Below are 11,880 nucleotides of genomic sequence, written 5' to 3'. Positions count from 1 at the left end.
CCAGCGGCATGGCAACATTGAGGGATGTCGCCCGCGAAGCGGGGGTTTCGGTGGCGACGGCATCGCGAGCCATCAACGGGCTCGGCAATGTCACCGCGCCGACACGCGCCGCAGTGATGGCGGCGGTCAAGAAGCTGAATTTCGTGCCCCATAGCGGCGCGCGCAGCCTGACCCGGCGCAAGACCGACACCGTCGGGGTCATCCTGCCCGACCTGTTCGGCGAATTCTTCTCCGAAATCATTCGCGGCATCGACCTGGTCGCGCATGAATCGGGGATGCACCTCCTGCTCGGTAACATGCACGGCAGCACGCACGAGACGGCGGCGGCGATCGCCGCGATGCGCGGCCGCGTCGATGGGCTGCTCGTCATGCCGCCCGACCTGAAGCCCGAATTGCTGTCGGACTATCTCGACCCGGCACTGCCTACGGTGCTGCTCAATTATGACGCGGGATCGCTCGACCTGCCATTTGTGGCGGTCGACAATTATCGCGGCGCCTATGCAATGACCGAAGCCTTGCTGACAGGCGGGGCGCGGCAGGTCGTTCATATCGCCGGGCCCAAGCACAACCGCGACGCGCGCGACCGCCAGCGCGGCTTCGCCGATGCGATGGCGAAAATCGCCGGGGAACGTAGTCCGGTGATCCTGCCCGGCGACTTTTCGGAAGAAAGCGGCGAGAAGGCCGCGCGGCTATTCGTCGAGGGGCAGCTCCCGGCCGACGCGGTCTTTGCCGCGAACGACCAGATGGCGGTCGGGCTGATCGCCGAACTGGCGCGTGCGGGCGTGTCGGTGCCCGGCGACGTCATGGTCGCGGGTTTCGACGATATTCCGCTCGCGCGGCACCTGAGCCCCGGCCTCACGACGATGCAGGTCAATATCGACCGGCTGGGTTCGACCGGCATGATGATGCTGCTCCGCCTGCTGCGCGGCGACGCGCTGGGCGCGGCGAGCGCGACGATCCTCACGCCCAGCCTCATCGCGCGCGGCACCACCGCGAACGCGCCCGGAACCGAGAAAGCGACCGCCGGGGCGGGAGCCTCGCCGCCATGAGCACGCCGGCGCGCCCTTGCCGATGCAGCTGACGCGCCGCCATTTGACCGGCGCGCTCGCCGCGCTGCCTCTCGCCCCCCTGCTAAGCGGCTGCGGCGCGCGCGGGCGCGATACGCTGACCGTCTGGGCGATGGGCAACGAAGCGGCGAGCCTGCCCGCGCTGGTCCGGGGTATCGACTGGCCCGCGACCGCGCCGCCGATCGCGGTCCAGCCGCTGCCCTGGACCGCCGCGCACGAAAAATTGCTGACGGGCTTTGCCGGGGATTCGCTGCCCGCCGTCGGGCAGGTCGGCAACAGCTGGATCGCCGAGCTCGCCGCGATCGGCGCGCTCGCGCCGGTTCCCGCGCACGCGATGCGCCTCCTCGGCGACCAGTTCGGCGCGGTGGTCGATACCAACCGGATCGCGGGCAAGACGTGGGGTATTCCATGGTATGTCGACACGCGGCTGCAATTTTATCGCAAGGATCTGTTCGCGCGCGCGGGATATGCCGCGCCGCCGTCCGGCTGGGCCGAGTGGAAAGCCGCGCTCCACAAGGTGAAAAAACAGGCCGGCGACGGCAATTTCGCGCTGCTCTATCCGCTCAACGAATATGAGCAGTTGACGACGCTCGCGCTGTCGGCGGGCGCGCGGCTGCTGCGCGACGACGGTGGACGCGGTGCCTTTTCGGACCCCGAGTTCAAGGCAGCGCTCGCCTTCTATAAATCGCTGTTCGACGAAGGGCTGGCGCCGCGGGTATCGATGGCGCAGATTTCGAATGTCTGGGCCGAATTCGCGCGCGGCTATTTCAGCCTCTTCCTCTCCGGCCCCTGGACGATCGGCGATATGAAGAGCCGTCTCGCCCCCGAATTGCAGGACGCGTGGGAGACCGCCGCCAACCCCGGCCCCGACGGCGTCGGCTCTGCGGCGCCCGGCGGGTCGAGCCTCGTCGTTTTCGCAAGCAGCGCGCACGGCGAGGCGGCGTGGGATCTGGTATCGCGCCTGATGGCCCCCGGCGCACAGCTTGCGCTCCACGAGGCGACGGGAGATCTGCCCGCGCGGCGCTCGGTGTGGACTGCGGCAGGGCTGATACGCGACCCGGCGGTCGAACCCTTCCGCACGCAGCTCGACCGCGCGACCGCGCTGCCGAAGGTCCCCGAATGGGAGCGCATCGTCACCGAGATGCAGATCGTCGCCGAACGCATGGTGCGCGGGCAGTTCAGCGTCGACGAGGCGGCGAAGGAGATCGACGTGCGCGCCGATCGGCTGCTCGAAAAGCGGCGCTGGATGCTGGATAGGGGGCGGACTCTGTGAGCGCGCAGTCGCGAGCCAGTGAACGCGCGAGCGCGGTCGGCCGGGCGAGCGAGGCACGCGCGGGCTGGGCGATGTCGATTCCGGCGCTCGCGGCGATCCTGCTTTTCTTCGTCCTGCCGGCGATCGCGTCGCTGTTCCTGAGCTTCACCGATTTCGACATCTACGCGCTCGCCGACATCGGCAACCTGCGCTTCGTCGGGCTCCAGAATTACGAAAGATTGCTCGATAACCCGCTATTCTGGAAGGCGATGACGAACACATTGCTCTTCGTTGCGGTCGGCACGCCTTTCATCGTCGCGCTGTCGCTGTTCGCCGCGATGATTGTCAATTCGCGCTGGCTGAAATGGCGGCCGCTGTGGCGCGTCGCGCTGTTCGCGCCCTATGTGACGACGCTCGTCGCGACCGCCGTCGTGTGGCGCTACCTGCTCCACACGCGTTACGGCCTGCTCAACTATCTGCTCTCCTTCTTCGGCGTGCCGCCGGTCGACTGGCTTGGCAGCCCCACCGCCTCGCTGCCCGCGATCCTGCTCTTCGTCGCGTGGAAGACCTTTGGCTATAATATGATCATCTTCCTCGCCGCGCTGCAGACCGTGCCGCGCGAACTCGACGAGGCGGCGCGGATCGATGGCGCGGGGTGGTTGACGCGGCTGCGCCACGTCACCCTGCCCGCGATCGCGCCGACCGTGCTGCTCGTATCGGTGCTGACCGTCGCGGGCATGTTCCAGCTGTTCGCCGAACCCTATGTGATGACGCAGGGCGGCCCCGCCCAGTCGACCGTCACGATCCTCTATTTCATGTATGAGGAAGGGTTCAAATGGTGGAACCTCGGCTCGGGCGCGGCGGTCGCCTTCCTGCTCTTTCTCTGCATTCTTGCCGTGACGCTGGTGCAGCTGCGGCTTGCGAAACGGAGCGGCGCGATATGAGCCTGCGTCGCTGGTCCGTCACGCTTCTCGCCGCGCTGGTCGCACTGGTCACGATCGCGCCGCTGATCTGGATGGTGTCGGTCAGCTTCATGGCGCGCGGCGAGGCGGCGCAATTCCCGCCGCCGCTGTGGCCCGCGAGCCCGACACTCGAAAACTACCACCTGCTGTTCGGCACCTTCGGCGTCGGGCGCTTCCTGCTCAACAGCATCCTCATCTCGACGCTCGCGACAGGGCTGGCGCTGCTTTTCACCATCCCGGCGGGCTACGCCTTTGCCAAGCTGCGCTTCGCGGGACGCGACGCGATCTTCCGTTTGCTCGTCGCGGCGCTCGTCGTGCCGGGACAGATCGGGATGCTGCCGCTGTTCCTCGAGCTCAAGGCCATGGGCCTCGTCAACAGCTATGCCGGCGCGCTGGTGCCATGGCTCGCGGGCATTTTCGGCATCTTCCTCGTGCGCCAATATTGCCTGTCGATCCCCGACGAGATGCTCGAGGCGGCGCGCATCGACGGCGCGAGCGAAGGACAGATCCTCCGCCGCATCGTCCTGCCGATCCTGACCCCGATCATCGTCACACTGGCGCTCTATGTGTTCCTGTCGAGCTGGAACGATTTCATGTGGCCGCTGATCATTCTCGCCGACCAGGATCTCTACACCTTGCCCGTCGCGCTCGCCGCGAACAGCCGCCAGAATGTGCAGGATTACGAGATCATGATGGCCGGCGCGGTCGTCACCACCCTCCCCGTCCTCATCCTCTTCCTCGCGCTCCAACGCTATTATCTGAGCGGGCTGCTGACCGGGAGTGTCAAGGGATGACCCGTTCAACCAAGGAACCGAATATGAGATATTGGACCGCGGCGCTGCTGGGCCTTGCGCTCGCCACTTCCCCCGCTGCCGCCTGGACGAAAGCCCCTCCGGTCGTCGAAGGCCAGACACCCCGGCAGCCGGTCGCATCCGGCAATTATCCGTACCAGCTGTTCGTGCCCCAGGGCTATCTGACCGACAAGGCGAACCACTATCCCCTGCTGATCTTTCTCCACGGCTCGGGCGAGCGCGGCGACGATGTCGCTAAGGTGAAGGTGCACGGTCCGCCAAAGATCGCCGACCGCGATCCCACCTTCCCTTTCCTCACCGTCTCGCCGCTGCTCGGCACCGATCAGGACTGGGATATCGAAAAGCTCGACGCGCTCGTCGACCATGTAACCAAGACCTATCGCGTCGATCCGGCGCGGATCTATCTCACCGGCCTCAGCCGCGGCGGCCATGCGAGCTGGCGCTGGGCGATCGCCGAGCCCAAGCGGTTCGCCGCGGTCGCCGCGGTCGCTGGGCGCGGAAATCCCGGAGAGGCGTGCCGCCTGATGGACCTGCCGGTCTGGGCGTTCCATGGTGACCGCGACGATGTCGTCATGCCCGAAGGCAGCTTCGCCATGGCGCGCGCAATCCGCGCCTGCGGCGGCCGCAAGGTCCGCCTCACCATCTATCCCGACCTCGGCCACAATGCCTGGGATCCCACCTATGACGACCCAGCGCTCTATGCCTGGTTGCTCGAACAGAAACTTCCCTCCCCGACTTATGCCGACAAGGACAAGAAATGACGCAGACCGTTTTCCCCGACGATTTCCTGTGGGGCGCCGCGACCGCCGCCTATCAGATCGAGGGATCGCCGCTCGCCGATGGCGCGGGCGCGAGCATCTGGCAGCGCTTCAGCCACGATCCGCGGCTGATGGCGGCGAAGGGCGACACCGGTGACGTTGCCTGCGATCACTATAACCGCATGCCCGCCGACGTCGCACTGATGAAGGAATTGGGGTTGAAGGCCTATCGCTTCAGCGTCAATTGGGGCCGCGTGCTGCCCGAGGGGATCGGGCGCGTCAACGAACCGGGGCTCGGCTTTTACGAGCGGCTCGTCGACGAACTGCTCAAGCACGATATCGAACCGCTGCTGACGCTCCACCATTGGGACCTGCCCGCGGCACTCGACGACAAGGGCGGCTGGCTGAACCGCGACAGCGCCGACTGGTTCGCCGAATATGGATCGGTCATGTACCGCCGCCTCGACGGCCGCGTAAAGAAATGGGTGACGCTGAACGAGCCGTGGGTGATCACCGACGGCGGCTATCTCCACGGCGCGCTTGCCCCCGGGCACCGCAACCTGTTCGAAACGCCGATCGCGAGCCACAATCTGATGCGCGCACACGGCCGCGCGGTGCAGGCCTATCGCAGCGAAGGCGCACACGAGATCGGCCTCGTCGTCAATATCGAGCCCAAATATCCAGCGAGCGACAGCGCCGAGGATCTGGCCGCCACTGCACGCGCGCACGCCTATATGAACCGCCAATATCTCGACCCCGCGCTGAAAGGCAGATACCCCGACGAACTTGCCGAAGTGTTCGGCGAAGCCTGGCCCGAATGGCCCGCCGAGGATCTCCGGGACATCTGCCAGCCGGTCGATTTCATCGGCATCAATTATTACACGCGCAACGTCGTGAAGGCCGATCCGCACCAGTGGCCGGTCGGCGCGTCGCCGGTGCGGCAGAATGCGACGCACACGACGACCGACTGGGAGGTCTACCCACCCGCGCTCACCGACATGCTGATCTGGTTCCGCGACACCTATGGCGACATCCCGGTCTATATCACCGAAAATGGCGCCGCTTTCTATGACCCGCCAAAGGCCGGACCCGACGGGGTCGACGATCCGCTGCGCTGCGACTATCTCCGCACGCATATCTCGGCGATCGGCGACGCGATCAAAAAGGGCGTCGACGTGCGCGGCTATATGGCGTGGTCGCTGCTCGACAATCTCGAATGGTCGCTGGGCTTCTCGAAGCGCTTCGGCATCGTCCATGTCGATTACGAGACGCAGGCCCGCACGCCCAAACGAAGCGCGCGTTTCTACAGCAGCGTGATTGCCGCCAACGGAGGAAATCTCGGATGATCAGCAAAACCCTGTTCCTCGCGGCGGCGCTGCTCGCGATGCCGGCGGCGGCGAAAGAACGCGCCGACCATTATGAGGCGATGACCTATAATATCCGGCTCGATGTCGCTTCGGACGGCGACAATGGCTGGCCGCACCGGCGCACGGCGCTGACCGCGCTCGTCGCCTATCGGGCGCCCGATCTCGTCGGGATGCAGGAGGTGCTGCAACACCAGAAGCAGGCCGTCGAGGCCGATCTGCCCGCATATCAATTCGTCGGCGTCGCGCGCGACGATGGCAAGGATAAAGGCGAATATTCGATGCTGGGTTTCCGCCGCGACCGCTTTACGCTGGCCGGATCGGGGACCTTCTGGCTATCGCCGACGCCCGAGGTGCCGAGCAAGGGCTGGGACGCCGCGCTGCCGCGGATCGCGACATGGGCACGGCTGCACGACCGGACGGCGAATCGCACATTGCTCGTCGTGAACACCCATTTCGACCATATCGGCGAGGTCGCTCGGCAGGAAAGCGCCCGGCAGATCCGCCGCTGGATCGACGCCGAGCGCAAGCCAGGCGAAAGCGCCATATTGATGGGCGATTTCAACAGCCCCGCGACGAGCAACCCCTATGCCGCGATTGTAGAACCCGGCAACGGCGCGCTGCGCGACAGCCGCACGATCAGCCGCACGCCGCACTACGGCCCGCTCGGTACCTTCACCGGCTTCGACATCGCGCGGATGGACGCGAGCCCGATCGATCATATCTTCGTCAGCAACGATGTGACGGTGCTGCGCCACGCGACGCTGACCGATCAGACGGGCGGCAAGCTGCCGTCGGATCATTATCCGGTGGTCGCAGATTTGTGTATCGGAAAGGGCTGTTAATCTGTTCTCCGGCGAAAGCCGGGGAACATTTATTTCGCCTCGTCCAGCCAGCCGCCGGTAAAGCCGATGCGCTTCAAGCCGCGCTGGATATGCGGATTCTTTCGCATCACCTTCCAGACGAGGCCGCTGCGATGATTTTCCATCATCGCGAGGATCGGTCCCTGGTCGATTCCGAGATAATCATTCGCAACCCAGCCCTGCACGGGATCGACCTCGCCCGATTTCGAGCCCGCGTCGGCAAAGGTGAAGCTGGGATTGAACGCATCCTTGAAACCGTAGCGCGTATAGAGCCTGGGCCCATATTGCGCGCGCATCGCCATCAGCGCGGGGATCGTCACCTCGGGCGCGAAGGCGACCGAGCCGCCCGCTGCGGTGGGGACGATCGTGCCGTCGTCGACGACGCGGATCGCGCTGACACCGCGCGCCATATAGCCGTTGAAATTCCGCGGCGCGCCGCCCACACGATATAGCCCCTCCGAATAGCCGGGGCCGTCCGACGCGGTCCAGCCCCAGATGTCGGCGCCATAGCCCGCCCATTTATTCGGATTGTCGGAGCCATAGGCACGCTGCGCCAGCGTCGCACGGCGGCTGTTCTCGAAATAATCGATGCCCTTCCCCCGCATGAATTCGTCGTGGATCCCGCGGAAATCGACCCAGACATGGCTGTACTGGTGCCCGAACAGCGGTTCGAACTGGAGGTGCTGTTGTCCGTAATAACTGCCCCAGTCCTTTTCGAGATCGACCGCCCAACCCTTGTCCCACGCATCCTTGCCGACGGGATGCGTCGGCGATCCGAACGCGAGGATATAGACGAGCATCCCTTCATTGTAGCCGACCCAGTCGTGGGTCCCGAAATCGCCGCCCTCGCCGCGTTCGGGATACCAACCCATCGCGATCGCCTTGCGCCCGCCGCCGTTGGCTGACGGGATCTTGCTGTTCTCGCGCTGGACGAAGGTCCAGTCGACCCGGCCGTAGATTTTTTCGGCAAGGTCGCGGATCTCGCCCTCGACGGGCGTATCGCGGTCGTAATAGCTCTGCGCGAAGAGGATACCGCCAAGCAACAGCGACGTATCGACGGTCGAAAGCTCGGTCTTGCCCCGCCGCGTTCCATCTTCATTGTTCAGGAAATGATAGAAAAAGCCCTTGTGGCCGGTCGTTCCGGTCACGGCGGCCCCCTGCGGCGCGGTCCAGTAGAAGCGCAGGCAGTCGCGCGTACGCTCCGCCGCCGCGGCGCGCGTCACATAGCCACGCTCGGCGCCGATGCCATAAGCGGTGAGCGCAAAGCCCGTCGCGGCGATCGAGGAGAAGGGGTTGCTCGGCCAGCGGTCGGGCGCGAGGCAGCGCTGCGTGTCGGTCGTATCCCAGAAATAGCGAAAGGTGCGTTCGGTCAGCTCTTCCGAAAAGGCCGCCTCGCTCAGCGGTGCCATCGTCGACGCGGGGGTGACAGCGGAAGGTGCCGCGCCGGGGGTGCAGGCGGTGGCCAGCGCGATGAGGGGCAGGAACAGGGCCACGCTGCGGAACGACATCAAATACTCCAAAAATTTGAGGCGCCCGGCCCGCGGGAGGGGGGTGCGGGCCGGACGCCTGATCAGCCGGTCAGAAAGAGAAACCGGCCGAAAGCTTGATCGTTCGCGGCGGCCCGTCAAGCCCCATGTCGTTGGGGTTGCGCAGCCCGGTAATCGCGTCGAAGCCGCTGAAATTGCGGTCGTTGAACAGGTTGATGATATCGAGGCGGAAACGCAGCCGCGCTTCGTCGCTGACAAAGGCGATCGGGACATATTTGGTGATCGAAAGGTCCATCTGCCGATAGCCCCAGCGGTCGCCATTGCCCTCCGTCTCGGTCGAGATCGCTTCGCGCGATGGCGGCGTGCCTCCCGTGCCCGGCGTGTTCAGGATCGCGCCGAGATATTTGGGCGATGCGATCTGGAACTTGCCCGACACGGTGAAACCCATCGGGATATCCACCGTTCCCGCCATCACCAGACGATGTTTGCGCACACCCGTCGCCGTGATGAAGCCATAATCGTCGATATTCGGGAAATCGAGGCTGAAGACCTCACCAAACTGCCGGTTTTCCTTGGCATCGGTGTAGGTGTATGTTGCGTCGAAGCTCCACGGCGAGGCCTGGGTATAACGCTTGGTCAGCTTGAGATAGGCGGTATGCGCCTTTGTTTCGAGCCCGTTGTCGCCGAGGATGATCGAACCGAAAGGTGACGGCGGCGAACCGAACGGTGAGTCCGGATTGCCCGTCGGCGGGAAGAAGCTGCCGTCGGGCCGCCGGTTGCCGAGCAGATAGACGAAACCGTCCTTGCTCTTCACATAGCTATAGCCGACTTCGGCATCGAGCAGGTTGAAGCGCCCGCGCACACCGAGGCTGAACTGGTCCGAATAGGGCACCTTGAGGTCGTTCTTGATGAAGCGCAATTCGCGCCCCGCGCCCGGCGGCAGGCCCGCGATCAGATCCGCGCGTCCTTCGGGCGTCAGATAGACGGGATCCCATGCGATACAGGTCGGGCTGGGATCGCAGACATTGGTCGTATCGCCCGGATTGTTGAAGTTGAAAACGCGGTTGGCGAACAGCCCCTGGCGAAGTTCCTGCTGGATGAAATCGAACTGCGTCCGGTCATAGGAACGGCCGTAGCCGCCGAAAACAGCAAAGCGCCCTTCTTCGTCGAGTTCATAAGTGAAGCCGATACGCGGCTGCCACGCGCCCTTGAACGCCTTTCGCTCGGAGCCGGTCGAGATATAATCGTTGATGTCGTAATCGGCGTTCAGCAAGTTGGTATAGGGCGGCGTCACCGTCCCGTCGGGCGCGGTGTAGGAGGCTTGACCGCTCACGAAGGCAGCAATCGCTGGGTCGTGGACATAGTCAAGAAAGGCCGGGGTCCGTTCATAATCCCAGCGTAGGCCGATGTTTACCGTCAGCCGGTCGGTTACCTCCCAATCGTCCTGCGCATAGAGACCGAGTTGGAAATTGTTCGACCGGATGTTCGGATCCCCGTCGGTCACGGGCGCGCTGAACTGCATGCGATAGGGAATGGTATCGTTGAAATCGACGCCCGCCGGATAGAGCGCGTTGTAGAAGAAAACTGGGTTGACCCCGCCCTGCTCGTTGGTGTTGAGCTTGACCCATTTCGCCTTCACGCCGACCTTGAACGTGTGGCTTTCAAGACCAGTGAAGGTGAAGTCGTTTGAAACCTGCCAGCCCTTCTGCCCCTTGTCCTGAAAATTGCTGCCCGCACCGATACGCAGAATGTCACCGCGCTGTGTCGTGCCTGGGACGGTGCCCGGCACCGTAGCATTGAAGACGCTGACATTGCCGAATTCGGCCGGGCGCGGTCCCCAGCTCACATCTTCATAAGCGACCTTGAAATCATTGACCCAAGTGTCCGCCGTATGCTCCCAGCGGGCGAGGCCACGCCATTCCTCGACCCTCGCGAGCGTCCGTGTGTCGAAGGCAGCGAGCCCGTTGTTGATCTGCACACCCGTTTCGTCACGATATTTACCCGAAAATTCGAACAGATCGCTCGACGTCGGGGTGAAGTTGAGTTTGCCGAAATAGAGATTCTCGTCGAACGTCTCGCTCGCCGAACCGAATGCGCCCTGATATTCGGTCGGGAAGAAATCGGGCGACAGGTTGAGGCCCGGAGTGATCGTGCGCGGTTCGGTCCGCCGCTTGCCTTCATAGGTCACGAAGAAATGGAGGACGTCCTTCACGATCGGACCGCCCAGCGCGCCACCGAACTGAATGTCGCGCGTCTTGATCTTGGGAATATAAGTGGGATAATTTTCGGAGGGCGTGCGGTCGCGCAGATCCTGGTTGGTGAAGTCGATGAAGCCTTCGCCATGGAATTCGTTGGTGCCGGATTTAGTCACCGCGGTGATCGCGACCGAACTCACCTGATCATATTCGGCCTTATAGTTCGAGCCGATGACCCGATATTCACCGATCGCGAGCTGCGGAAACGGGTTGCCCTGCGTCGAATCCTGTCCGGTAATGCCGTTCTTCAGGACATAGTCCTTCTGTCCCACGCCATCGATGAAGATATTGACCGAATTGCTGCCTTGCGCACCGCCCTGAAGGCGCGACTGACCACTGGCGTTGGTGATGAACTGAACGCCCGGTGCGAGGTCGGCAAAGGCGAGGAAGTTGCGGTTGTTTTGCGGGAGTTGCTCGATCAGCCGCTGCGAGATGTTGATACCGACCTCGCCCCCCTCCATCGAACGGATACGGCTGCCCGTCACGATGATCGCATCGTCGCCTCCCTCGGCTATGTCGGGTTGCGAGAAGTCGAAATCGAGCACCGCATTCTGCGCGACGTTGAGCGTGAACTCATCGGTCTGACGCTTGCCCTGCGGTGTCGTCAATTCGAGGCGATAGGTGCCGACCGGCAATGAGGAGAAGCTGTAGCCCCCGTTTGCATTGACCGTCGAAGTGCGCGTCAGGCCGGTATTGACGTTGATCGCGGTGACTTCGGACACCCCGCCTTCGGCTTTTACGGTGCCGCGCAGCGACGCGCCGGACACCTGCGCCTGCGCCGGGGTCGCGACGGCCACGGCGAGCGCCGCGCCGGCGCTGCTCCAGGCGAGCGCGGCGGCGAACCGGCGCGCGCGCGACCGGCGTGCGGTCATGGTCTGAAATTCATGCGAAAGCTTCACGGCATCCTCCCTTTTTGTGCCCCGACATTTCCCGTACCCGCCTTGCCTGCCGACCGGCCTTGCCGCCGGTGCAGCAACGAGTCGCGGGAAACCACGTCGTTGTTTTTTTGATTTGTAACCGGTTTCACGATCACTGTATAGGGGGAAGCGACACAGGTGGA

Annotated in this window: 9 protein-coding genes; 7 read left to right on the top strand and 2 right to left on the bottom strand. The window is 64.1% G+C overall.

Annotation, left to right across the window (positions count from 1 at the left end; all coding sequences use genetic code 11):
* The first annotated feature begins 8 nt into the window (after window positions 1-8).
* Genes HDC29_RS15050 through HDC29_RS15020 form a run of 7 tightly spaced genes read left to right on the top strand, consistent with a single transcriptional unit; the run spans window position 9 to window position 7,060 of the window.
* Complete coding sequence (locus HDC29_RS15050) at window positions 9-1,049, top strand: LacI family DNA-binding transcriptional regulator (RefSeq protein WP_179499078.1); 1,041 nt, start codon at window positions 9-11, stop codon at window positions 1,047-1,049.
* A 22-nt stretch (window positions 1,050-1,071) separates the two neighbouring features.
* Window positions 1,072-2,340: an extracellular solute-binding protein gene (locus tag HDC29_RS15045; RefSeq protein ID WP_179499076.1), complete on the top strand. Its 1,269-nt coding sequence runs from the start codon at window positions 1,072-1,074 to the stop codon at window positions 2,338-2,340.
* Window positions 2,337-3,263 carry a sugar ABC transporter permease gene (locus tag HDC29_RS15040; protein WP_326914538.1) on the top strand — a complete coding sequence of 309 codons (927 nt, stop codon included), beginning with the start codon at window positions 2,337-2,339 and terminating at the stop codon, window positions 3,261-3,263. The genes HDC29_RS15045 and HDC29_RS15040 overlap by 4 nt, the downstream gene beginning before the upstream one ends.
* Window positions 3,260-4,075: a carbohydrate ABC transporter permease gene (locus HDC29_RS15035; RefSeq protein WP_179499074.1), complete on the top strand. Its 816-nt coding sequence runs from the start codon at window positions 3,260-3,262 to the stop codon at window positions 4,073-4,075. The genes HDC29_RS15040 and HDC29_RS15035 overlap by 4 nt, the downstream gene beginning before the upstream one ends.
* A 23-nt stretch (window positions 4,076-4,098) precedes the next feature.
* Window positions 4,099-4,854, top strand: coding sequence for an alpha/beta hydrolase-fold protein (locus tag HDC29_RS15030; protein WP_179499072.1), 756 nt, complete (start codon window positions 4,099-4,101; stop codon window positions 4,852-4,854).
* Window positions 4,851-6,197, top strand: coding sequence for a GH1 family beta-glucosidase (locus HDC29_RS15025; RefSeq protein ID WP_179499070.1), 1,347 nt, complete (start codon window positions 4,851-4,853; stop codon window positions 6,195-6,197). Before HDC29_RS15030 ends, HDC29_RS15025 begins: the two co-directional genes overlap by 4 nt.
* The gene (locus HDC29_RS15020; protein ID WP_179499068.1) at window positions 6,194-7,060 is read left to right on the top strand and encodes an endonuclease/exonuclease/phosphatase family protein; all 867 of its coding nucleotides are present in this window, start codon (window positions 6,194-6,196) and stop codon (window positions 7,058-7,060) included. The genes HDC29_RS15025 and HDC29_RS15020 overlap by 4 nt, the downstream gene beginning before the upstream one ends.
* A 29-nt stretch (window positions 7,061-7,089) precedes the next feature.
* Here the strand turns inward: HDC29_RS15020 and HDC29_RS15015 are convergent, their stop codons facing one another.
* Together HDC29_RS15015 and HDC29_RS15010 are read right to left on the bottom strand one after the other, a co-directional pair.
* The gene (locus HDC29_RS15015; protein WP_179499066.1) at window positions 7,090-8,586 is read right to left on the bottom strand and encodes a glucoamylase family protein; all 1,497 of its coding nucleotides are present in this window, start codon (window positions 8,584-8,586) and stop codon (window positions 7,090-7,092) included.
* Between the two features lie 70 nt (window positions 8,587-8,656).
* Complete coding sequence (locus HDC29_RS15010; RefSeq protein ID WP_179499064.1) at window positions 8,657-11,719, bottom strand: TonB-dependent receptor domain-containing protein; 3,063 nt, start codon at window positions 11,717-11,719, stop codon at window positions 8,657-8,659.
* Between the last annotated feature and the right edge of the window lie 161 nt (window positions 11,720-11,880).

It is taken from the genome of Sphingopyxis sp. JAI108, from assembly GCF_013410105.1.
Taxonomy (GTDB): Bacteria; Pseudomonadota; Alphaproteobacteria; order Sphingomonadales; family Sphingomonadaceae; genus Sphingopyxis; species Sphingopyxis chilensis.
This window is presented reverse-complemented; position numbering and strand designations above follow the sequence as displayed.

Excerpts from the sequence above, each read along its gene's own strand:
- HDC29_RS15050 (WP_179499078.1), top strand. The coding sequence starts at position 9 with ATGGCAACATTGAGGGATGTCGCCCGCGAAGCGGGGGTTTCGGTGGCG.
- HDC29_RS15045 (WP_179499076.1), top strand. The coding sequence starts at position 1,072 with ATGCAGCTGACGCGCCGCCATTTGACCGGCGCGCTCGCCGCGCTGCCT.
- HDC29_RS15025 (WP_179499070.1), top strand. The coding sequence starts at position 4,851 with ATGACGCAGACCGTTTTCCCCGACGATTTCCTGTGGGGCGCCGCGACC.
- HDC29_RS15015 (WP_179499066.1), bottom strand. The coding sequence starts at position 8,586 with ATGTCGTTCCGCAGCGTGGCCCTGTTCCTGCCCCTCATCGCGCTGGCC.
- HDC29_RS15030 (WP_179499072.1), top strand. The coding sequence starts at position 4,099 with ATGAGATATTGGACCGCGGCGCTGCTGGGCCTTGCGCTCGCCACTTCC.
- HDC29_RS15035 (WP_179499074.1), top strand. The coding sequence starts at position 3,260 with ATGAGCCTGCGTCGCTGGTCCGTCACGCTTCTCGCCGCGCTGGTCGCA.
- HDC29_RS15020 (WP_179499068.1), top strand. The coding sequence starts at position 6,194 with ATGATCAGCAAAACCCTGTTCCTCGCGGCGGCGCTGCTCGCGATGCCG.